The sequence below is a fragment of the Paenibacillus sp. VCA1 genome (assembly GCF_031583795.1).
Taxonomy (GTDB): domain Bacteria; phylum Bacillota; class Bacilli; order Paenibacillales; family Paenibacillaceae; genus Paenibacillus_AQ; species Paenibacillus_AQ albilobatus.
This window is the reverse complement of sequence record NZ_JAVLSX010000001.1, coordinates 570,199-592,334: the sequence shown is the minus strand read 5'-3', so window position 1 is coordinate 592,334 and position 22,136 is coordinate 570,199. Positions and strand designations below refer to the sequence as shown.

Genomic DNA, 22,136 nt, shown 5'->3' with positions numbered 1-22,136 from the left:
GATGCTTTCTTTTGCGTTAGAGAGGTTAGGTCCACAAGGCCGTTCCAAACTTTAAAACACAACCGGTAATTCAATTAAACCACGCATCAAATAAGTCGGACGCCATTTCAACGGTGCAGTTTCCGGATTCAGGTGCAAATTAGGCATTCTGCGCAGCAAAGTGAGAAGGGCAATCTGACTTTCAAGCCGCGCCAACGGAGCGCCCAGACAGTAATGAATTCCCAAGCCGAAGGCAAGATGGCGGTTATTTTTTCTTGTCACATCAAATAGATCCGGCTTTTCAAACTGTGTCTCGTCACGGTTAGCTGAAGCTAGAGCCGCTACAATCATATCTCCCTTACGGATCAACTTCTCATGCAGCAGGACATCCTCATTGGCCCATCGACTCGTCGCTAACTCTACAGGTCCATAGAAGCGCAATATTTCTTCAATCGCAGATGAGATAAGTTCAGGATTGCTTTTGAGCTTTTCCAATTGGTCCGGATGCTGCAGCAAAGCGAATACACCATTTCCAATCAAATTAACCGTCGTTTCATGTCCGGCCACAATAAGCAAAAAAATCATCGAATACAACTCATTTTCCGCTAGCTTTTCTCCCTCCGTCTCAGCTTGAATCAAAGCGCTGACAAGGTCTTCAGCCGGATTTTTTCGCCGTTCTTCAATCAGATGACCCATATATTTAATAAAAGACTGAATCTTCGGGAGAGCCTCCCGCATTTTCTCGGGAAGGTTGGAAGCCTCAATGATCGCGTCTGACCACTCCCGGAACTGATCACGGTCTTCTGTAGAAATCCCCAACATCTCACAAATCACAATGATCGGTAAAGGGAAAGCAAATTCATTAATGATGTTCATTTTCCCTTTGTCTTGAACCTTGTCTAGTAACGTATCAGCGATTTCTTGAATTCGGCCGCGCAATTCCTCGATCATTTTTGGCGTGAATGCTTTTTGAACCAAGCTGCGCAAGCGGGCATGATCCGGGGGATCCGAGTTCAGCATGCTGTTAGTGAGCAAATCCCTTTCCAGCATAGGAAGAACCATCATCTTGTTCATTTGTTCTTGGCTCAACAGGGTATGCGGGTTCTTAATAAACCGATTGTCTTTTAATGCAGCCTGTGCATCTTCGTATCGTGTTAAAAGCCAGGCCACTTGACCGTTAGGAAGTGTAAAACGATAAACGGGCTCTTGTTCCCTGAGTCTTGCATAAAAAGAATAGGCTTTATCTTTAAATTCAGAAGAAAACAAATCAAGTTGAGGTGCTGCATGATTCGAATTTGACATCGTTTAATCTCCCTTCATGCTTCGGTTCTAAAAGTGCCCCTTCGTCTTGGTCCCTTTGCTTTAATCGAAGCCCGGCGCCTCACGCAGGACAAATATCGTCGGCTCTGTCGGCGTCTTTCATGCTTCTCTTAGATTTCCTTCAATTGGTCGATGATGTCCTGGGGCTCCATTCGTGTCATGAAATCCGGATCGGCGTGCGTGCGGCGGATGATCCCTTTTTTATCGATAATAAACGTCGCCGTAATCGGCAAAATCCAGCGATCGGTTTTGTTGAACTCGGTGAGATTCATACCAAGCCCTAAGCCGGATATTGCAGAACGGACACCAGCTGCCGCGGTAGAAGGTCAGAATGACCGGTCCTTTGGCAAGCTCGTCATATAAGTTCACTTGCTCACCGAGCGGATTGGCCAGCGTAAAATTCGGCGCTTCGTCCCCCTCCTTTAAACCGAAAACAATGCCGGACTCCTGCTGCTCCTTTATGTGCCGAAAAACCTGCGCTTGCACCTCTTCAGGCGCTTTGACGATAAAACCTTCCTTCGCTTGATCGAATAATTCTTTAATCGCCATTCTTACAACACTCCTTTTGCGTTTTGCCCATAAAACAACTTAAGGCTCCGTTTTGTGATATAGGATCGAAAAAAAATCGCGTGAGCCTGCCCGTTTACAACTTAGCGAATGTGTTAAAGCTGTTTTACTAGAATTATATGCAAAGGAACAAGATCCTATTTCTATGAGTTTCGTTCCCTTTTATTTACGGGTTCACTTCTCGTATAATTTGGGAAATGGCTAAACAGTATCATTTTTTGACATGATTTAAAGCTATGATAAAACCAAGCGAAAGAACAAATCACTATTTTTAAGAAAAGGTAGGTTTTGAATATGGCAAACTATACGATTGAAGAAAAAGACAGCTTTACCGTTTTGGGCATTGGTACGGAGCTTAAAAGCCATTACACAGACTTTGCCGGCATAAACAAGGAAAAGGCGGAATTTTGGTCTGCCATCGAACAAGACGGAAGACTGGACACTTTAAAAGCCATCGCCGCAAATGACTACATTTTTGCCGTGAACGAAGCGGTGAATAACAAGATGATGTATTATGCCGGCGTCATGACAGAGGCATCGCTACCCGAAGCATCGAGAATCATTCAATTCCCTAAGGGAGAATACCTCGTAGTTAAAGGGGAAGCGAAGACATCTGAAGAGTTGAGTAATACGCTAGCCGGCATTGCCTTTGGTCAAGTATTGGCGGAAGCAAAGGATTTTGCCTATGTCGGCGGACCAAACGCCTCGGTTGAGATGGGTCAGCAAAATGACCGCATTTTTGGTGAAATGTGGATTCCTGTGGTTAGAAAATAAGATTGAACCCTAAAAGGAGGAATCGAAATGTCCTATGTCGTTGATTTTAAAAATGTATCTACGGTTGGTTTGGAGTCTTCACCCGTAGCGGAAGCGCTTGCCGGTTTGCGTGCGAATGAAGCCCGTTATTTTATGAACAAATACAAGCATGAATTTACGGTTGTTCCCGCCAGCGAAAGCCAAGAGACTCTTGATTATGTGAACCGGATTTTGAAAGAAGAACGTGGGATTGAGTTTGCGGCCAAACCTTTGGAAACGTCGCGCTTTCAAGTGGAGAACATCCAAATTACTTACGTCTTCTATGAGGATGGCCTTGGCCTCAATGTCATGTATACGGTGGATGACCCGAAGAAGCGGGCGGTTGGTTTTAAGCTTTCGGAGGGAATGGAGGTACCAAAAGAATTAGGGAATTTTAAATTTGCCCGGCAGAAATCCAAACTGGCTGGAACCATCCGGGGTTCGTTTTTTGTCATTAAGGGTGAATATTAAATAATGAACAGCACCTCTCCATCCAAATCGAGGGTGCTGTTATTTTTTTCGCCCAATTGCCCAAGGACATCTTTCTTAGCTCAGTATACTCCGCCCTTTTCGCCTTCCTGCCCGGATGGAATGACAATCCTCCGAGCAAACTACTGGAAAGGAGGGCATTCCATGGTAAGCATGACTTCTTGGCTTGAGCATTACGGTTACGCGCTGATTTTTACGGCCTTATTTTTAGAGATGCTCGCTCTGCCCATTCCCGGCGAAATGATGATGAGCTACACCGGTTTGCTTGTCTTTGAAGGAAAATTGAACTGGCTGTTAAGCATCGTTGCGGCGAGCTTGGGCGTATCGGCCGGCGTTACGTTATCTTATTGGATCGGCTACCGTTTCGGCAATACGCTCGTAACCAAATACGGCGAGCGCATCCATTTGGGAGAAGAACGGCTCGCCAATATGACCAGCTGGTTCGAGAAGTACGGAAACAAACTGCTGTTTGTCGTATATTTTATCCCGGGCGTCAGGCATATCACCGGTTATTTTTGCGGGATCACCCGGATGCCGTTCAGAAAATACGCGGTATACGCGCTACCCGGCGCGGTGTTTTGGGTCAGCCTGTTCATTTCGCTCGGAAGAGTGCTGGGCCCCAAGTGGGAGATGTATCACAAAACCGTAAACCGTTATATGGTTATATTCGGGATTTTGTCCGCTGTATTGGGCGCCTTGATCTATATATACAGAAAAAATAAACAACGTTTGCTGGAATCGATCCTGTCTCTAATTCAAAAGGGAATACGCCATTTCAACTCGCTGGGCAAAGTCCGCTTTCTGGTTTTGGTCGCTTTTGCGGTGTTTGTGACATGCGTTTCGTTGATGCTCGGGCTCATTCAGGACTTTTTGGCGCAGGAATTCAGCCAATTCGACGAGATTGCTTCCTACATCATCCTCACGCTATTCGGCCCGGAGTGGCGGCAGCCGATGGAATTTTTCGCAGCGCTGGGCTCCGACGTTCTTTATGCTTCCGTGATCTTGGTGACAGCGTTATGGGTATTGTTCAAATCCCGGAAAAAGCTGCTGGAGCTGTCGTTTTTCCTTTGGGTTCTCATCGGAGGCGAGCTGCTTGATGAGGGGCTGCGCGCGTTGTTCCATCGTCCCGGCCCGGTCGTTTCCGGCCATCAATGGATCAACACCTTCCCCAGTGAGGATACGATCACAGCGGTGACGATCTACGGCTTTTCCGCCTTTTTGCTGCTCCGTCATGCGGGCAAAAGCGCGGTGGCCATTCCCGTGATTCTAATCGTCATACTGGTTTGCGCGCTGATCGGAACGAGCCGCGTCTATTTTGGTACGCAGTTTCCGAGCGACGTGGTTGCAGGGTACGTTTTTGGAGGGGTGTGGATCAGTTTGAACGTCTTGCTGCTCGAAATTTTGAGGATGCTTCAAAAGAATAAAAAAGGCGGCGGGAAAACGGGCAGCGGTCGAGCCGAACGGTAACAACTTACGAAGAGGCGCTAATGATCCAAAAAGGGACTGCACTTGGTTTGATCTTTGGCACATCAAAAAAACTTTCGCCCTTTGTTCCCTGATCCCGCCATAAAAGGTTATTTTCATGCTATATTGGATTTATCATGCTCCGATCGGTGGGAGGCGTTATGCATGGAAGAACCGGTAAAAGTATTCAATACGGCGGTGGAAGCAACGCTTGAGGTGATCGGCGGCAAGTGGAAGCCCGTGATCCTTTTTCATCTGACATTCGGAAAAAAGCGCAACAACGAGCTCATGAAATTGATTCCCTCCATCACCCAAAAAATGCTGACGCAGCATCTTCGGGAACTGGAGGACGAAGGCGTGATATCCCGGATCGTCTATAACGAGGTGCCGCCCAAAGTCGAATACGAGCTGACCGAATACGGTTGGACGCTCAAAGAGATCCTGTACATGATGTGCCGATGGGGCGACACCCATATCGAACAAAAATACGACGGCAAAGCCACCGTGCTGCAGAACCCCGAGCTGGAAGCCGCGCAGTAAACATCACAAGAGGCTGTTCCCGGATGAAATCCGCTTGGGAACGGCCTCTTGTCTTGATTCACGTACTATCGATTATGGAATAACCTTAAGGCGGCGCAATTCGTCAAAAATGCCCATAAACATCTCTTCCGTATCCACGAATTCATGAAAACCGAAACGGCGGGCTTTGGAGCCGTCGGCGAAAAAGTCATAGTCCCAGGAAAAAACGAAGTCGCCAAACCGCCAGGAGGACACTTCCTGATAAGAATGCGGCTCAAGTCCGTATTTCTTCACCATTTCATTCCACAGCGGTTCTTTGTCAGCCATGACGACTTCCAACGACATTTGCAGCGGGGGAGCCGTCTCGAGACCGAAGTAACCGGCGATTTTCGGCCACATTTCGTTCCAGCGGAATAAGTCCCCATTATTGATATTAAAAGCCTGATTGGCGCAGCGCGGATCCGTCGCGGCCCACACCGTCGCTTTCGCGAGCAGCCCCGCATCCGTCATTTCCATTAAGGTGTGATAAGCCCCCGGCTTGCCCGGAAAGCGGAGCAGAATACCCAGCTCTTTCGAGATGGAAGCATATACTGCGATCACCATCGCAAGGTTCATCGGATTGCCGAGCGCAAAACCCGCAACGACGGAGGGGCGCAGCGCCGACCAAGTCCACGACTTCCCTTGCTGCCGCTTTTCCAGGTAGTTTTGCTGATCCACGTTAAACTCGGGCGGCATATGGCCGGCATCCGTCTCCCGGGCCGGGGTTTTGAACGGACCCAAATGCGCTCCGTACACTTTGTATCCCTGCATCAAACTGACATGCCGCAAGCCCGGAGCGGCTGCTTCGACGGCCTCCACGCTGTTCGTCAGCATAGCCAGGTTCGGCGCGACAAGCTCCGCCCAGGTCGGACGGTCTTGGAAGGCCGCGTAAAACAGATGGGTAACCTCGGACAAACCTCCCAGCTTTTTTCGCGTATCCTCCGGATCCAGCAGGTCGGCGGCCACGTAGCGGACCCGATCGGTATTCTCCCCTCCCCTGCGGGATACGCCGATAATATCCCAATCCGGCAGCGTCTTCAGATAATCGATCAGGTTGCGGCCGATGACGCCGTTGGCGCCGACGACCAGCGCGACTTTTCGTTCTTGGTGGACAGATGGGTGATTCATGGCAACTCAGCTCCTTTTTGGCTGTGCTTGATATGCTCCATTGTGCAACGAAAACCCCGCCTTGCGAAGTACGCACTTTCATGTCATATAAGCACTATTTTGTAACCATGAGCGCTGCGCCGCCAAGCCGATTCCACCTTTCCTTCCTGCACGTTAAGCCGCCATTCTCCGGCATGTCTGCGCGCACATTACGCAAGCTTCCGCGCAGCGTCGGCAATGCTCGTGCGTATGTTTTGCGCACTCTTTGCCGCACGCGTCACAAATATCGGCGCATAAAGCGCATATTTCCCTTACAAAAGGACTCCCCTGGGATATGGATTTGGCTGCAAGCTCACACATATCCGCGCACTCGCGGTCCAAGCGGATGCAGTCTCTCATCATGCCGATATCGCTTTCCTGCAGGCAAGCATCGTAACAGATGCTGCAGGCGACCATGCACTGCAAACAGGCATCGATACATTGTTGCATTTGCTCGTGTGACATTCCTAAGCACCTTCCTCGTTCCCGAATTTTTTCAGCCTGGTCATTCAGGCCCTCTCAGTTGGTTTTTACCCAAAAGTCGGATGAGCAAAAACGAAACGTAAAAATTCATGCCGTGAAGTAACCGGGCAAATTTTATGTATGATTTTGAAGGATTGGAAAGATAACTTTATACTTTTAATTTCGTTATATAAAGTAAATTCTCTACCGGAGGTCATTCAATGATAAAAACAAACATGGTCAAACTGGCCGCAATGCTCGTTCTTTCGGCATGCATTGTCGCTTCGCCCAAGCTTTCCGCCGCTGCGCCAAGCAAGTTCACACCAGAGCTCATGCAGCCTAATGTCTCTGTGTTGAAAATTAGCGCAGGCAAAAGCCTTATAAAAAACGAGAACGAGGTTCAGCTGCTGGACGTTAATCAGGAAACCTTATCGAGACCGCTGGATCTAAAACAAAAAGTGCTGGATGTCCATGTGTTGGAAAAACCAACCAAATTGGTCATTTTAACGGAAGGGGCCCCCGGCCGCATCGAAAAGCATGTTTTTAACGAAAACGGCGTCCGGCTGAGCAAATCGGAATATAAAATAAAGGCTCCGGAACGGGGAAAGGTGAAATGGGTGGCTCCGGCTAAAGGCGTCAACGAGCGCTTCGTGGTTCAGGAAAGCAATCAATTCTCTCTATACACTTCGTCCGGCAGTTTGGTTGTCAAATATAACGCACAGCCTAACAACAGCACCTATGAGTATGTGAATGTAGTGGACTGGGATGTTTCGGCTTATCCTTACCTTGCAGTAAAATATATGGGGCAGCGGACTATGGCGGACGATTACTTCATAAGCATCGTGAATCTCTATAGCAAAACCTCCACGGAGGTTCCCGGGCTGGAAATCAACAGGCAGCTCCGCATAGATCAGCAAGGGCGGCTAAACGTATGGAACTCCTACAATTATGAAAACATAACTCCCGCCAATGCCGCTCAGCCCGATCCAACACAAAAGCAGACTTTCCATTCCTTATACAACATCAGCTCGGGTAAGGCATTAGCCCATCACCAGTCGCTTTTTCAGCAGGTCCCCGGCCAGGCGTCCGGCGGCTGGGATACGCAACTCGCGGGCGATACCGTTTTTGTTCAAGATCTGGGTACCGGGCTGTGGAGTTTATATCCCACCGACGGTCCTGTCGCCATAGCCAAGCAGCAGACGGGCCTCGGGAAGGGTGCAAAGTTTATCGGTTATGAACCTGAAGCAAAAACGGCCTATTTCCTTGTCAAAACGGATGGTTCGGCCGCTCCCGAGTTAAAAAGGATTCCTATCGAATAGCTTTGCTTTCGTTAACGGCCCCTCCCTACTTTCTCCGGTGAAGGACGGGCTTCTCCAGCACATACAGTTCGTCGTCGATCTGAGCCATTTTCTCGGCAATCATCGCCCTTGCATCCGTGAGCGCCTGATTGTAAATATGCGGCCCCAGCTCGCCGATCATAAAATCGATCAACTGCTCGGCCGCAAGCTGCCCGATGCTTTCGGAGCGTTCCTCTTCGAAATAGGCCTGTACCTTTTGGGCAATGTCCGTTTTTTGTTCTCTAGAGATTTTGATCACCAATATCAGCAGCCTCCCATTCAGCCATGTTTAAAGCAGGCATGTCCAACATAAATTTTCCTAACCATAATACAAAAAAACAGCGGGATCAAGAGTTTGATCCCGCTGACGTCTCGTTGGGCCGATTCACCTATGAAAGTCGCTTTTCGTGTGCTTCCTTGCTTTTTAAAATCCCATTCCAGCGTTTTTCTTCCGCTTCCGGCAGATGTATGCTGAACTGATCCAGCGTTCGAAATACGATGTGATTGACCAGATCATCTAGAGATTGGGGATGGTTATAAAACGCAGGCATTGGAGGAAGTATAACGGCTCCCATGCGAGATAAAGCCAACATATTCTCAAGATGAATATCGTTCAGCGGCGTTTCCCGCGCCACCAATACTAACTTTTTGCGTTCTTTTAATACCACATCTGCTGCGCGGGAAATTAAATGATCACCAAGGCCTACACGAATCGAAGCTAATGTTTTCATTGTGCAAGGTGCGATAATCATCCCGTCAACTCGAAAGGACCCGCTGGAAATCCTGGCACCCAAATCTTGATTTGAATATGAGTAGTTGGCCAGCTGCGAAACTTCCTTTGCTGTATAAGGTGTTTCATCTTGTATCGTTGCAGCCGCCCATGATGATAAAACCAAATGCGTTTCAATGTTTGTATCTTTAAGAAACTGTAAAAGACGAACACCAAACATGGCTCCCGTTGCTCCGGTGATTGCTACAATTAACTTCACCTTGTTCAGCCCCCCTTCTTATGAACAAAAGCTTTCTATCATCATCAAAATCCGTATTTTTCCCAATTCTTTATGACATGATTTCGCAAATTCCCGGGATAACTTTTAAATGATGCTTCTATAGGTCGTTTATCTTTAGGCCAATGGTTTAAAGGCAATAAACAATTATAAACGGCCTTTGTAGTAACTCCATCGCTCTTTTCTTTTTCATCTAAATAGGCCACAAGAGGCAAGACGTTTTGGTCTGTCATAGCTATTCTTCGATCCGGATGATGACGGGTAGCCAAAGCCCATACGACTTGATTGATGTCACTTGGATTAATGTCATCATCCGTAACAATGACTTTCGGCACGTAAGAACCGGCTCTAGTTGCAAACACTGCTTCTCCGATTCCAAAGGCCAGCCTTTCATTATCCTCTCTTGGATGGCTGCGATCTACGGTGACAACAAGCCAATGTACTGCGGACTCTAATGGAATAAAGCATTCTTTAATAGGAAATCTTTGTTTTCGCAGCGTATTTTGAATGCTTGCAGCAATAGCAACGCCCCAATTGGTGTGATTTTCTTCCGGCGGAATACCGGCTGCAGTTACCGGCATGATGGGATTATTTCTATGAGTCATCGCCGTCACATGAAAGCGTGGTACTGGTTTCTTATGACCAACCCATGTATACCCGGCATATTCACCCATTGGACCTTCCGGGATCATCTCTTCCAGGGAGGCGGTTCCTTCAATAACAATCTCACTCGTAGCCGGCACTTCTAAATCACTCGTCTCGCATTTGACAACATCAATGGGCTCTCCATACCATCCCCCGATCATTTCACCCTCGTTAACATGATTCGGAAGAGGATATCCCGCAATCATAGCGATGCCGGGATCTACACCTAGACATAAGGCGAACGGCATCTTTTTACCTATCGCTTTCCACTCCCTGTATATCTTGCCTATATGTTGAGAAGCTATAACAACGCCGGCCATTGAACGGGGACCCTCAAGCATTACACGTGAAATAGACCAGTTGACCCATGATCCATCAGGTGTACGCACAATAAGGATACCGTAAGTATTGATATATCGCCCTCCATCTCCAACATGAATAAATGGCACAGGGAGTTTGGTAAGGTCGATTTCATCATTAAACAATTTGTTCTCCTTGCACTCACCTGTTGTAACTAAGCGAGGAGGAATGGGATTAACGTCGGGAAGATGAGACCAGGCTTCGACAAGCTCAGGGGCGGGAGTGTTTATGGGTAACCCAAGGGAAAGAGCTACCCGTATAAATGGGTGTTCCTTATTTGGACTCATTCCTACAGGAGCCCCTAACACTTCAAATCCTGGCGTACTGTCTTTAATGCTTTTAAACAGCGGTGCCGGAGCAGGCAATTCATAAGCACGTCGAATGATGGCACTCATTTCTAAGTTCCAATCCACCTCTTGATGAATAGAAACGATCTCGTTATGTTCTTTTAAAATTTCTACATATTCACGAAAACTTTTTAATGGTTTCATATCCAATGCCCTCCTTAAAAATCACCTTTTGTCTTATATATTTATATTAATTTCATGCATAAATATCTGTAAAATATATATAATAGTAGGTATACATATGAAAAATATATGATAGATAAAGGACGCTGAGATCTTGGACTTAAAGAAACTCATTTACTTTGTAACCATTGTAGAAGAAGGGCAAATTACGCGTGCAGCGAATCGCTTACACATGGGGCAACCCCCTTTAAGCATGCAATTAAAAGGATTAGAAGATGAGCTCGGAGTCATACTCATTCAACGCAATAATAAAAAATTCGAATTAACCCCCGCCGGACAGACATTTTATAAGAGAGCGAAAGAGGTTTTAAATTCAATTGATGGAATGGTTACAGAAGTAAAGGAACAACAGGATGGAAAAAGGGGGAAACTTTCAATAGGGACCGTAATGTCCTGTGTACCCTACCTTCCACCGCTTTTGAAGATCTTTAAGGAGAAATATCCTCTGATCTCGTTTCAGCTTTGGGAGGAAGATTCACGAAGAATTGAAGAGCTTCTGCAAAATAAAGACATTGAATTGGGCATTGTAAGATTGCCATTGCAATCTAAAGAAATGACCGAAATGAGGAACCTTTCAATCCACCCTATCCAATCCGAACCTCTTGTCGCTCTTCAACCTTCTAACGGCACTTTTTTCAAGGGAAACACGATATCGATAAAAGAATTAGAAAACCAGCCTCTTTTAGTTTTGCACGGCCAAGGCGATTATAATGTTTTTCACAGGTTTGTTGAGACATGTAACAGCTTTGGGTTTAATCCAAAAATCATTTGTGAAAGCCCTGATGTGACAACCTTGATGACTTTAGCGGATTCAGGACTAGGCATTGCCATCGTTCCTAAAATCGCTTTGCAGATCAAAATGCATAACAACTTATCTTTTGCTGAAATCATACCGAACATAAACTCTGAAACGGCCCTCATATGGATAGAGCATCGATATTTATCCAAAGCAGCACAAAATTTCAAAGACATTCTGATCAAACATTTAAAGTAAAGGATATTTCACCCATAGGGTCTTGCTTTTTCATTCCTGCCTCCAAGTTTTTTTAGATTTCCTGTATGATGATGCTATGAAAAAAATATTATCTTTCATGGATTGGGGCATATTCGCTCTCCGTTTATACCATTATATTTTGCTGTTGTCCCGGATTCTGGCAGGAAGTGAGTTTTCGAACCGAACGTTACTAAACGTGATCTGGTTGGGCATAGCCCTTGTGGCCCCTTTGCTGTTCTGGTTTCCCGGGCGCCGGACGAACAAAGTCTGGTTTTGCATATTGGAGTTATTGCTTGGCGGTTCTTATTATGTGAATTCTGTCATTCATCCGGATCTGACTTCAAAAGCGGACTATTTGCTGCCGAGTCTTGCCATCGGGTACTTATTGACGAAGCAATCCCTTTGGATCATTCCCTTACTTGTTTTCATTCCTTTTTCATTTCAGTCTTCCCTAGGACTGTCTTGGGAGCATGCCCTAAGTATCGGAACAGACAATCTGCTGTTCTGCTTCATCGGCATGTGGGCAAGTTCCGTAGCCAATGCGTATGATCAGAAGAATAAACTGGTAGCCGAAGTGGAACATCAAAATAAGCTCTTAACTCACTACTCGGCCGAGATCGAGAAAATGACTTTGCTTGAAGAACGCAACCGCATGTCGAAGGAGCTTCATGATACACTGGGGCATTCCTTCATCTCGCTCATCCTGAGCCTTGATGCTTCTATTGCCCTTATGGATAGCAAGCCTGCCGAGGCCAAAGACCGGTTAATTCGCTTAAGGGCATTGGCTGAGAAAAATCTGGATGATATGAGAAACGTCGTACACGAGATGGGGGAAGAAGAGGAATCCAGCCTGATCCGGCAGGTTGAATCCCTTGCGGCCCGTTTCCGGGAGCACACGGGTACGGCCCTTACTTTGAGTCTGCCGGGGACAGAGCGGTCCATACGTTTTGAAGTACGGCAAACGATCCTTCGGGTCATCCAGGAATCCTTCACGAATGCTCTAAAACATGGAAAGGCAACCCAACTGCATCTGGAGCTTGGATTTTCTGAGAGCCATCTGCAATTGTCCGTTCGAAATAACGGCAAGCCAATCGACAAGCTGAATTACGGCTTCGGCTTGACCACGATGAAACATCGGATTGAGCGGTTGGGAGGCAGCTTGCACCTATCATCCGGGGAGGGAACTCCAGCGATAACCGAAGTCAGATGCGAAATCCCGCTGAAAGGAGTGATGCCGCATGGAGAAGATTAAAGTGCTGCTTGCCGATGATCAAGAGTTAATTCTCGAGAGCTTGCATATCGTGCTGTCCATGGAAGAGGATTTGGAAATTGTCGGTTTAGCCAAGAATGGGGAAGAAGCCATAAAAGGCTGCGAGCAGTTTAAGCCGGATATGGTGTTGATGGATGTCAACATGCCGGTCATGGACGGCGTCGCCGCAACGGCCCTGATCAAAGAGCGAATGCCTGCAACCAAAATCGTCATGCTGACCTCCTATAAGGAAGTAGAATATGTGTTAGCGGCGTTAAGTCATGGAGCAGAAGGTTATCTGCTCAAAGCCATTCATCCGAGAGATCTGGCTGCAGGCATACGGGTCGTTCAGGCGGGAGGAACTTTAATTTCGCAGGAAATGGCGAGTAAAATGATCAAGAACATGAACAGTACCACCTCTGCGAAAAATAATGAATTCGGGCTCACTGCCCGTGAAATCGAAGTGCTGCATAAGCTGGCTGCCGGCCTGCGTAATCAAGAAATTGCCGAGGCATTGTTTCTTAGTGAAGGGACAGTTAAAAATTATATCTCATCGATTTATTCGAAGCTTAATGTGAAAGGACGGCGGGAGGCCGCCCGTAAAGCCCGGGATTCAGGAATGATGGATCGTTAAATAATGACCAAAGCGCACTGCCTCTTTATGACTTTTTGAGCCTATACTCATATCATCAAACAACAGAAGAGGCGATATAAGACATGAAGAAAAAAATGTCCGGAAATAAAGAGGTTCTGCAGAATGGCAGGAAGTTAAGTGCTTGGAGTTCATTTTGGCGCTTTCCCATCGTCTGGATGATTGTGGGAGCTATCGGTATCATTCTCATAGATACGTTATTCCGGCAACTGACAGAGCGATTAGTGGAGATAGTCCCCCTTATATTTACACTGGTGATGGGATTTCTGGCCATATTGGTATATAAGCTCACGCTGACATACGTGGCCCGGCGGTCCACTCCAGAGATAGCCACAAAGCGCGCAGGGATGGAAATTGTTCTGGGCGTACTAACCGGGGCGATTTTTATCACAGGATCCGCCTTTATTATTATGGCTCTGGGAGGGTACTCCTTTCAGTGGGCAGGTTCCGGGTATACGAGTTCTGTTCTAATCTCCTCCATTGAAACAGCTTTAGGAGCAGCCATGGTCGAGGAGCTTATCTTTCGTGGACTTATGTTTCAAGCTATGGATCAATTGGGGGGAAAACCGCTCGCACTTGCTGTGACCTCTCTATTCTTTGGAGTTGCCCATCTTGGAAATCCTGGGGCAACGTTATGGAGCGCGTTCGCCATCGTTCTGGAAGCAGGCGTTCTGCTCGGAGCCGCTTTCTTGTGGCGGCGGAACTTGTGGTTCACCATGGGGCTGCATTTTGCTTGGAATGCCATGGAAAGCTTGCTTGGCATTCCTGTTTCCGGACACGTTGCTGCCGGTCTATTTACCGTAAAGGTGAACGGTGACGCACTTCTCACAGGTGGCGACTTTGGACTTGAGGGCTCTATTGTTCCGGTTGTAGTCAGTCTTCTGATCTCGATCCCTATGTTATTTGCGACTGCAAGGAGTCGAAGGGTTGAAGCTACGAATCTTCCTGTATCAAAGTGAACGGCAGACCGGATGTTTTTAGCGTATGCAGTTGATCCAGCAGCGGACAAGTGATAGAATTTAAGTATAAAGAAACAATTTTTCGGCATACACTAAAAAGAGCCTTTGCCGCAGGAACGGCAAAGACTCGCAGGACAAAAGGCTGTGGAACCCACGGCGCGCAAAGAATTAATCTAAGCGAAACCCACCGTTAGGCGGCAACCTTACGCGGTGGGTTTTCGCTTGTTTAGCTTCCGTTTAATCCATCGATAGAGCTTCCGAATACTAAACGCAAGGCTTAGTAAGGTCGCGATCCATTTGAGGATATCCAGTAGCGCCACAAGTGCGGCCATGGCAACACCTCCTTTCGGAGTGTGCTTCGCCGTGGCCGCTCCACCGCTTTAAGTCCTTTGTCTATTATATCATGAAAGATTTGGAAGATTGCATTCCCCATGCATAATTTTGCATAGCCACTACAACCGAAATAGCTACTAGGAACGTTGATGATACGACCGTAGATTCGTGCACTCAGCTCTTTGAACGACAAGGCGTCAGCGTGTAGCTTTAGGTGAACCACAAGACGAAAAAAGGCAAAAGCGTGTTACTGCTCTTGCCTTCTTTTCACCAAAGAATCAGGATATATCCTCCATCTTGAGCTGTTTGCACAGCGTGTAGCCTGTTGTAGTTCAGGCTCTTATTTCCGAACAACGGTGTATCCTTTTTTCTCAAGCAGCTTAATGATGCCATTCTCGCCCAGATAATGCGCTGCCCCAACCACGATAAAATACTCTTCCTTTTTGCCGTTTTTCAGATATCCGTCGATTTTATCGGCCATGCCGATGTTTCGGTCGATCAGCATTGCTTTGTTGTATTCCGGTTCCGCGGCCATGCTGTTGGTCAGCTCGAGAAGCTGCTCGTCATTGCCCGTTTTCCACATTTCGGCCATTTTGTCTACGCCGTCGTCCAGTACGTCAAAATTGTCCAGGGCCGTGTTAAGGTTTTTCTCCTGCAATTCCTTGGAGAAGCCATTGAACATGCTCAGCTGCGATTCGTAGGATTCCAGCTCGACCACCGGAATTTTGCGCTCGATCGCTTTTTGGATGAAATAGAGGTCGATCCCCGCTTCCGCTTCATACCCTGCTTTTATCGATTTCAGGCTGCTGATCGTCGTTTCGACGACCCAAGGTTTGAAGGCGTCCAAGGCGTCCGGCTTCATGCCGCTTTGCTGCAGAATTTTGCCAAGCTTGGCGTACGTCTCGCCGGAAATATGATCCTTCAGCGTCGTCCCGTCCTGATACATGCCCATATCCATGACCTTTTGCTGCTGCGCCTCGTCGGCCGCTTTGCTCAAATCGATCTCGACGCCGAGATAGTCGGCCTCGGCAAACGCTTCTTCAAACTCCGGACGCAGCGGGTAGAAGCTGTCATCCGCTATATGCATCGAGCCTACCAGATACACCGTATTCCCGTTGTGCTCGACTTCCCACATGAAGCCGCGGCCACCGGCCTTGGCGGTTTCAACCGCTTTGGGAACCAGCAGAACCGTCCGCGTTTTGGCATCCCAACGAACCTCGTAGCCTGCTGCATCGCCAACGATCCGTATAGGGGCGTACGTCACGCCATTGATCCGTTTGAGCTTGCCTTTCAGCGTAATCGTTTTGCCGTCTACGACGACGTGAATCGTGTCGTCCGCCGCGCCCGTCAGCTTCGCGTTCATGGCCTGAAGGGTTGTTTTCAGCGGAACGTACGTTGTTCCGTGATCGATGACCGGCGCGCCGCCGGCATATTGAACGGCGTGGTCATTCACCTTAACCGCCGGCTGCTGCGGAGCAGCCATGACAGGCGCAGCCGTGGCCATGAGCCCGGCCGAGATCGTGATCGATAAGAGCATTCGTTTCCAATGTTTCATGTACAATTCTCCTTAGAATGAGATGATGAATGGATGAGTGATGAGTATTTGGATAACCGTCAAATCTTGTACGCCTTCATCGCTTTGCGAAGCTCTTTGAACGAAGGGCGTTTGCCGTACATCAGGACGCCGGTGCGATAGATTTTGGCCGACAACCAGCCGAAAACAAGGATCGACACGATCAATAGCGCCAAGGAAATCAGAATTTGCCAGGTCGGCACCGCCCCCATGCCGATCCGTACCAGCATGGCGGTAGGGGCCGTGAACGGGATGAAGCTCGTGACTTTGATCAGCATGCTTCCCGGCGTGCTGATGCTGAAAATGCCGATGTAAAACGCGGCAAGCCCAAGCATCGTAATCGGCATAACCGCCTGCCCCAGCTCTTCGGTGCGGCTGACGATGGAACCGACGGCCGCATACAGCACCGCAAACAGGAAGTAGCCGATAATGTAAAATACCAATCCGTACAGCAGTACCATACTATTGAGATCGGCCAGGCTCAGATGGAATTCCTCAAGCATGCCGACATTGTTCGGCAGCATCAGGTTGGCCGCCACAACCACGCCGAAGACGGCGATCTGGACGAGACCTACCAGGAAGATCCCGATGATTTTGCCGAACATTTGGTTCAGCGGCTTGACGCTCGTGATGAGAATTTCCATAATGCGCGAGCTTTTTTCGGCCGTCACCTCTGCGGCGATCATGTTGCCCGTCATCATATTGGAGCTGAAGAACAAAATCATCAGGAAGTAGACCGTCACGTAATTCATGATTTTCTGATTTTTTTCTTTTTCCGTGTCACCAGGGGCACTCACTTTGGTTTCTTCGGAAAGATCAAGCGAATCCAGCGTGACCGGTTTATTAAGGGCGGCGATTTGCTCCGCGGTCAAGGAATCCTTGGCGATCAACGCCGTCTTGATGTTTTGCAGCGCCCCTTGCAGGTACATGCTCAGTCCCTGGTCCATCCCGCCTTTGCCGGCGTACACCGCTTTCGGAAAAGACCGGTCCGCCGGGTCTTCTTCAAACTTCACGTAACCCTCAAGCTTGCCGTTCTTGACGTCCTGCTTAAGCCGACTTTCGTCATTCCCTTCATACGGTACGAAGGCATAATCCTTGCTGCCCGAACCGGCCGCATACTTTTCCAATTCGGATGCTACCGCCTGCCCGCTGCCGGATAACAAGCCGATTTGCGCAGGACCGTCATCCCCGCCGCTGAATTGCTTGATGAAATAAGGCACGTTCATCCCGATCGTAATCAGAATGGCCAGCACCAGCGTCGTAATCAGAAAAGACTTCGTTTTGACTTTATGTTTGAACGTAAACCCGATAATCGTTCCCAGATTGTTACGCATTGGATTCACCCACCTCTTGAATGAAGATTTGGTTCAGCGTCGGTTCCTTGATTTCGAAACGCTCAATGGCCGTTTGCGCCATCGCATGCCGCAAAATCAGCTGGGCCGTATCCGGCGTGCCGATCTTGATCTCGTACCCCCGGTCGACGCGCTCCACCGACTTGACGCCCGGAATAGAGTCCAGCTGTTCCACTTCTCCCTGGGTGTGCAGCACGACTTCCTCCCGCGGGTAGCGGCTTTTGATTTCTTTGATATCCCCTTGTACTACCGTATTAGAGCGATGAAGAATCGTAATGCGGCGGCACAGCTCCTCGACATGTTCCATGCGGTGGGTGGAGAACAAAATGCTCGTTCCGCTGTCCCGCAATTCTTTGACGGTGGCCTTAAGCAGTTCCACATTGACCGGGTCCAGGCCGCTGAAGGCTTCGTCCAAAATCAAAATTTGCGGCTTGTGTACGACGGCGGCGATAAAACCCATCTTTTGCTGATTGCCTTTGGACAGCTCTTCAATCCGTTTGTCGTAATATTCCGGCACTTCAAAACGGTCGAGCCAATAGCGCAGGCTTTTGTCCGCGTCTTGTTTGGACATTCCGCGCAGTCGCGCCAAATATACGATCTGCTCGCTGACTTTGATCTTCGGGTACAACCCGCGTTCTTCGGGCAAATAACCCATGACACGCGTCAGTTCGCCGCTGTACGGTTTGCCGTGGTAGCGGATCTCGCCGCCGTCCGGATAAATGAGTCCCAGCACCATCCGCATCGTCGTCGTTTTTCCCGCGCCGTTTGCGCCCAAAAGCCCGTAAATTTCCCCCTGCTCCACTTGCAGCGAAATGTTGTTCACCGCCGTTTTATCCCCGTATTGCTTGAACACGTGATCCAATTGCAACGATACCATACGTTAATCCCCTTTCCCTGACTGCATTCCCGCAGGCAGATGCCCTTTTAGCCACAGGCTTAATATTTCGTCAAGCTCAAGCGATCTCGTCTTTAACACCGAAATGCCCGAGTCATGCAAAATCTGCTCCGTCCGCATACACTCCGTCGTAATTATGCGCACCACGCCCTGGATTTCCTGCTGAACCTGAATGATTCCGGGCAAATCCTCAGCAAGATCGGCGCTGCCGCTGACCCAAAGCTCTTTCCAGTTGTCCATCAGGCTGTCTTTTTCCGCCACGCCGTGCAGTTTGCCGTGATGGAGAAGCACCACGTAATCCGCCAGGCGTTTGATCTCATCGACGATATGGGTCGACAGCAAAATGGTGGCTTCCCCTGATTCCATAAACTGACGGAGCTCGTCGATCATCAGTTTCCAGGCAAACGGATCCAGCCCGGAGGAGGGTTCGTCAAGGAGCAGAAGCTTCGGCCGCGGTGCGAGCGCAGCGGCTATTTCGTATTTGCGCCGTTCTCCTTTGGACATCATTTTCAATTTGATATTCCGTGGCACTTTGAACTTTCCGAGCAGCTCCTCGAAATACGTCTGATCCCACTCAGGGTACCACTCCGCCCGAAACTCCGCCGCTTCCTCCGCGGTCAAATTGTTCTCTTCGCTGCTTGATTTTTCCGACACAAACCCGATTTGGCGCCGGACAGGCTGCGGAATTTCATGGGGATAATTTTCGCCGAACCAGGAAATGGCGCCCCGGTCGGGATGGACGATTTTCAACATCATATGAATGAGCGTGCTTTTGCCTGAGCCGTTTTCCCCGATCAGCCCGATGACGTAACCTTTCGGCAGCTTCAGGTTGATGGGTCCGACCAGCTTCTGCCGCATTTTTTTCTCGACGCCCTTCAGTTCGATTGCCGCCTGTTCCATTTATGCTTCACCTTCCTTCCCGTCCGGATGATATTTTCTATGCAAAATGGCCAAAAACATCCGCTTAAGCTCTTCCTCTTCGCATTTGACGGATAGGCCAATGTCCACCGCCGAGATTAGCGCTTCCTCCACCGCTTCACGTCTGAACGTTTCCCGCTCAGCATCGCCGACCTTGGCGACAAACGTCCCGGTCCCCTGCTTCGTTCGCAGCAGCCCTTCACTCTCCAAATCCTGATACACCCGGCGGACGGTGATGACGCTGCAATTCAGTCCGCCCGCAAATTCCCTGATCGACGGCAATAGGGTTCCCTCCTTGATTTGCCCGCTGATGATCAGCGATCTTAATTGGGATTCGATCTGATGATAAAGCGGTTCAGCGCTGTTTTCATTTAATTGTATTGGAATCCACACCTTTTGCACCTCACCTCTTGCTTCCCGGTCAGTACGCCGCCGCTTTTGCGGACTTGTTGGCCGTCAGCCATAATCAATCTTTCGCTGCGCGGTTTACACCAGATCCCTGCTGCGAAGCGTACGGAGCGTCAACTTCGTAAATGCGGCCAGGCTAGCCGCCGCCGCCGCGAACATGACCCACATCAAGGGAGAAAGCAGCTTCCAGCGCGTTGCCGTTTCGACCGAATAAAGAAGCATGTTCCCTCCGCATATCTTGATGACAATCGCCGCCACGATCGCTCCGGCAAACAAAATAAGCGTCGCCCGGAAATACGCTTTCCCGTGGTTTGAAAATTCAAAATACATGTACGGCCCCGACAACGCCAGCCCGTAACCGATCCACGTCAGCGAAAAAGCCAGATAACCTGCCAATGACATCCCGCTCCGCATCGGTTCGGCGACCCAATACATCAAGCCGAAAAAGATGATGCCGTTGAAGATAAAAGCCATAAACATCTGCAGCAGCCGATAAAGGATGATGACCCGATCCGGGATCGGCAATGCTCTGAAATACGCCAGCATTTGCGTATACGAATCCTCGCTCAAATATTTAAAGGACCTTCGGGAGAAATAAAATCCCAGCATCGGAATGAACAGCATGAACAAGCCGTCGGTCACCGGGCTGACAAATTCAGGCGCATCCATCTGCCCTCGAACCGCCGTCCCCACCATGACCGCCATATAGACGGCATACACGATGGACCAAACCAGATATTTTTTCTCGCTTCTCAGATCTTTCTGCATGATGTACCAAGCTTTTCTCGCGTTTTCCAAAACGGCTCTCCCCCGCTCCCGTCCGGACTTTCCCGTCAGGTCTAATTATTCAATCATCTCAGGTGTGTATAGTCACATGAACTGTGCTTACTGTGTATATCTTTATACACAGTATATAGGGTGATGCACGTTCTGGCAATAGGCCTTTTGCAAAAATGGTGGAAAATTTTACAGCACAAAAAAGGCCCGGAAGCCGTCATGACGGGTTCCAGACCTTGCAGTGCAAAGTATATTCGCCGATTGTTAATATACCAAGGCAGTCGGATATTTGGCAAAAAAATCAAGCATGCTCTCCACGTCCTTCATGCGTGGTTCAGGCGCCTCAACCTCCAGCATCGTGAACCTGTTATCGTCCTGGCCCTGAAACCGGTATGCCGCCCCGTACTTCCGATAAGCTGCGGCATCCTTGTGCAGGCGATATTGCACGATATGTTCGTTCACCACCGACCGTTTTTCGAATGTCAGCGTGTCCGGAGTCATCCCCTGTTCCTCCGCCCATGCCCTCATGTCCGGAAAATAACTGCCGATCAATTGGGTGGCGCATCCTCCGCAGGAGCCCGTATCCAAATACGTCGCGCGAATGAGCGGATCGGACGGGTCCTGCATTTCGATTTTAACCGAGCCGTTCATACCGATATCCGCCGTGACCACCTTCCAATGGCGCGGAGCCAAGAGAAGATAACCGTGATTGCTGCCCCCGTTCAGGAAAAACGCTCCCCAACGCGTCAATTCCGACACCGGAAGGGATACCCCTCGCAATGTGGGCAAATCCGTATGCGGAACATTCGGAGGCGTAAATCCGCCGTAAAATGTTCCCGAAATGCAGTACAGCGGAATTTGGCCGATGCCTCCAGGCTGATCCAGCTTTAATACGCCGCATTGGACGGTGGCCGGCTGGTTAACGCTTCCGGATCCCGTTTCGTCTGCGCCCAGGTCCGCTCCTTCGCCTGGAGTCGGTTCCTGAACTTGATGGTTTTGGCCTTGACCATGCTGCTCATCCGCCGACATCGAGCCGGGGCCCGTGAGCGATGTTGTGCAGAGCAGGATGATCACGACGGCAACCGTCAAAATAAACAGCCTTCCTCTCATGCTTCCCGATGTTGTTATGCCGTTTCGTTTCATGTGGATCCCGGACCTTCTTTTTAGTGATTTGGAGTTTCACCCATATACTCTTTAGACGTAATCAGGAACCATAAAGTTATCATTTTTTTAATTTTCTTCTTTATCGATCCGTATGGCTGCACTCACCCCTTACCGATGTCGTCCGGCACCCGCGAAAAAGCGCACAAATACTAATATGTAGCCGCAAAAACAAAAAGACCTTTTCGGTATACCTGCATGTTAACGGG

General features: G+C 48.9%; 23 protein-coding genes. 9 read left to right on the top strand and 14 right to left on the bottom strand.

Annotated features, from left to right (window positions below; translation table 11 throughout):
• Positions 1-51 precede the first annotated feature (51 nt).
• Positions 52-1,281 (bottom strand): cytochrome P450 family protein, encoded by a 1,230-nt coding sequence (locus RJP21_RS02560; RefSeq protein WP_310857962.1) that lies wholly within the window; start codon positions 1,279-1,281, stop codon positions 52-54.
• A gap of 219 nt (positions 1,282-1,500) precedes the next feature.
• Positions 1,501-1,848: a redoxin domain-containing protein gene (locus RJP21_RS02555; RefSeq protein ID WP_310857961.1), complete on the bottom strand. Its 348-nt coding sequence runs from the start codon at positions 1,846-1,848 to the stop codon at positions 1,501-1,503.
• 312 nt (positions 1,849-2,160) lie between these two features.
• Here RJP21_RS02555 and RJP21_RS02550 point away from each other — a divergent pair, with 312 nt between their 5' ends.
• From RJP21_RS02550 to RJP21_RS02535, 4 genes are all read left to right on the top strand, one after another.
• Positions 2,161-2,640 (top strand): GyrI-like domain-containing protein, encoded by a 480-nt coding sequence (locus tag RJP21_RS02550; protein WP_310857960.1) that lies wholly within the window; start codon positions 2,161-2,163, stop codon positions 2,638-2,640.
• Positions 2,641-2,667: 27 nt separating this feature from the next.
• Positions 2,668-3,129 carry a phage tail protein gene (locus RJP21_RS02545; protein WP_310857959.1) on the top strand — a complete coding sequence of 154 codons (462 nt, stop codon included), beginning with the start codon at positions 2,668-2,670 and terminating at the stop codon, positions 3,127-3,129.
• Between the two features lie 162 nt (positions 3,130-3,291).
• Complete coding sequence (locus RJP21_RS02540; RefSeq protein ID WP_310857958.1) at positions 3,292-4,614, top strand: bifunctional DedA family/phosphatase PAP2 family protein; 1,323 nt, start codon at positions 3,292-3,294, stop codon at positions 4,612-4,614.
• A 162-nt stretch (positions 4,615-4,776) separates the two neighbouring features.
• Positions 4,777-5,151: a winged helix-turn-helix transcriptional regulator gene (locus tag RJP21_RS02535; protein ID WP_310857957.1), complete on the top strand. Its 375-nt coding sequence runs from the start codon at positions 4,777-4,779 to the stop codon at positions 5,149-5,151.
• A gap of 72 nt (positions 5,152-5,223) precedes the next feature.
• On the opposite strand, the gene RJP21_RS02530 is transcribed toward RJP21_RS02535, so the two are convergent.
• Both RJP21_RS02530 and RJP21_RS02525 read right to left on the bottom strand, forming a co-directional pair.
• A complete protein-coding gene (locus tag RJP21_RS02530; protein WP_310857956.1) occupies positions 5,224-6,297 on the bottom strand; it encodes an SDR family oxidoreductase in 1,074 nt (357 codons plus the stop codon).
• 153 nt (positions 6,298-6,450) lie between these two features.
• Complete coding sequence (locus tag RJP21_RS02525) at positions 6,451-6,780, bottom strand: four-helix bundle copper-binding protein (RefSeq protein WP_160038872.1); 330 nt, start codon at positions 6,778-6,780, stop codon at positions 6,451-6,453.
• A 218-nt stretch (positions 6,781-6,998) separates the two neighbouring features.
• On the opposite strand from RJP21_RS02525, the gene RJP21_RS02520 reads away from it, so the two are divergent.
• Positions 6,999-8,096, top strand: coding sequence for a hypothetical protein (locus tag RJP21_RS02520; protein ID WP_310857955.1), 1,098 nt, complete (start codon positions 6,999-7,001; stop codon positions 8,094-8,096).
• 25 nt (positions 8,097-8,121) lie between these two features.
• On the opposite strand, the gene RJP21_RS02515 is transcribed toward RJP21_RS02520, so the two are convergent.
• The 3 genes from RJP21_RS02515 to RJP21_RS02505 form a co-directional block, all read right to left on the bottom strand.
• Positions 8,122-8,373: a DUF2164 domain-containing protein gene (locus RJP21_RS02515; protein ID WP_310858122.1), complete on the bottom strand. Its 252-nt coding sequence runs from the start codon at positions 8,371-8,373 to the stop codon at positions 8,122-8,124.
• Positions 8,374-8,503: 130 nt separating this feature from the next.
• Positions 8,504-9,103 carry a UbiX family flavin prenyltransferase gene (locus RJP21_RS02510; RefSeq protein WP_310857954.1) on the bottom strand — a complete coding sequence of 200 codons (600 nt, stop codon included), beginning with the start codon at positions 9,101-9,103 and terminating at the stop codon, positions 8,504-8,506.
• 44 nt (positions 9,104-9,147) lie between these two features.
• Positions 9,148-10,617 (bottom strand): UbiD family decarboxylase, encoded by a 1,470-nt coding sequence (locus RJP21_RS02505; RefSeq protein ID WP_310857953.1) that lies wholly within the window; start codon positions 10,615-10,617, stop codon positions 9,148-9,150.
• A 133-nt stretch (positions 10,618-10,750) separates the two neighbouring features.
• Here RJP21_RS02505 and RJP21_RS02500 point away from each other — a divergent pair, with 133 nt between their 5' ends.
• The 4 genes from RJP21_RS02500 to RJP21_RS02485 all read left to right on the top strand — a co-directional run bounded on the left by RJP21_RS02500 (position 10,751) and on the right by RJP21_RS02485 (position 14,510).
• On the top strand, positions 10,751-11,650 hold the full coding sequence (locus tag RJP21_RS02500; protein ID WP_310857952.1) for a LysR family transcriptional regulator: 900 nt from the start codon (positions 10,751-10,753) through the stop codon (positions 11,648-11,650).
• Between the two features lie 76 nt (positions 11,651-11,726).
• Positions 11,727-12,902: a sensor histidine kinase gene (locus RJP21_RS02495; protein WP_310857951.1), complete on the top strand. Its 1,176-nt coding sequence runs from the start codon at positions 11,727-11,729 to the stop codon at positions 12,900-12,902.
• A complete protein-coding gene (locus RJP21_RS02490; protein WP_310857950.1) occupies positions 12,889-13,533 on the top strand; it encodes a response regulator transcription factor in 645 nt (214 codons plus the stop codon). The genes RJP21_RS02495 and RJP21_RS02490 overlap by 14 nt, the downstream gene beginning before the upstream one ends.
• An 83-nt stretch (positions 13,534-13,616) precedes the next feature.
• Positions 13,617-14,510 (top strand): CPBP family intramembrane glutamic endopeptidase, encoded by an 894-nt coding sequence (locus RJP21_RS02485; RefSeq protein WP_310857949.1) that lies wholly within the window; start codon positions 13,617-13,619, stop codon positions 14,508-14,510.
• A gap of 673 nt (positions 14,511-15,183) precedes the next feature.
• On the opposite strand, the gene RJP21_RS02480 is transcribed toward RJP21_RS02485, so the two are convergent.
• The 7 genes from RJP21_RS02480 to RJP21_RS02450 form a co-directional block, all read right to left on the bottom strand.
• Positions 15,184-16,398 (bottom strand): TraB/GumN family protein, encoded by a 1,215-nt coding sequence (locus RJP21_RS02480; protein WP_310857948.1) that lies wholly within the window; start codon positions 16,396-16,398, stop codon positions 15,184-15,186.
• A 59-nt stretch (positions 16,399-16,457) separates the two neighbouring features.
• Entirely contained in the window at positions 16,458-17,750 is a 1,293-nt protein-coding gene (locus RJP21_RS02475; protein ID WP_310857947.1) for an ABC transporter permease, read from the bottom strand.
• Positions 17,743-18,645 (bottom strand): ABC transporter ATP-binding protein, encoded by a 903-nt coding sequence (locus tag RJP21_RS02470; protein ID WP_310857946.1) that lies wholly within the window; start codon positions 18,643-18,645, stop codon positions 17,743-17,745. The genes RJP21_RS02475 and RJP21_RS02470 overlap by 8 nt, the downstream gene beginning before the upstream one ends.
• 3 nt (positions 18,646-18,648) lie before the next feature.
• Positions 18,649-19,563 (bottom strand): ATP-binding cassette domain-containing protein, encoded by a 915-nt coding sequence (locus RJP21_RS02465; RefSeq protein WP_310857945.1) that lies wholly within the window; start codon positions 19,561-19,563, stop codon positions 18,649-18,651.
• Positions 19,564-19,974 (bottom strand): GntR family transcriptional regulator, encoded by a 411-nt coding sequence (locus RJP21_RS02460; RefSeq protein ID WP_310857944.1) that lies wholly within the window; start codon positions 19,972-19,974, stop codon positions 19,564-19,566.
• Positions 19,975-20,067: 93 nt separating this feature from the next.
• The gene (locus RJP21_RS02455; RefSeq protein WP_310857943.1) at positions 20,068-20,787 is read right to left on the bottom strand and encodes a hypothetical protein; all 720 of its coding nucleotides are present in this window, start codon (positions 20,785-20,787) and stop codon (positions 20,068-20,070) included.
• A 243-nt stretch (positions 20,788-21,030) separates the two neighbouring features.
• Positions 21,031-21,909: a DUF4850 domain-containing protein gene (locus RJP21_RS02450; protein ID WP_310857942.1), complete on the bottom strand. Its 879-nt coding sequence runs from the start codon at positions 21,907-21,909 to the stop codon at positions 21,031-21,033.
• Between the last annotated feature and the right edge of the window lie 227 nt (positions 21,910-22,136).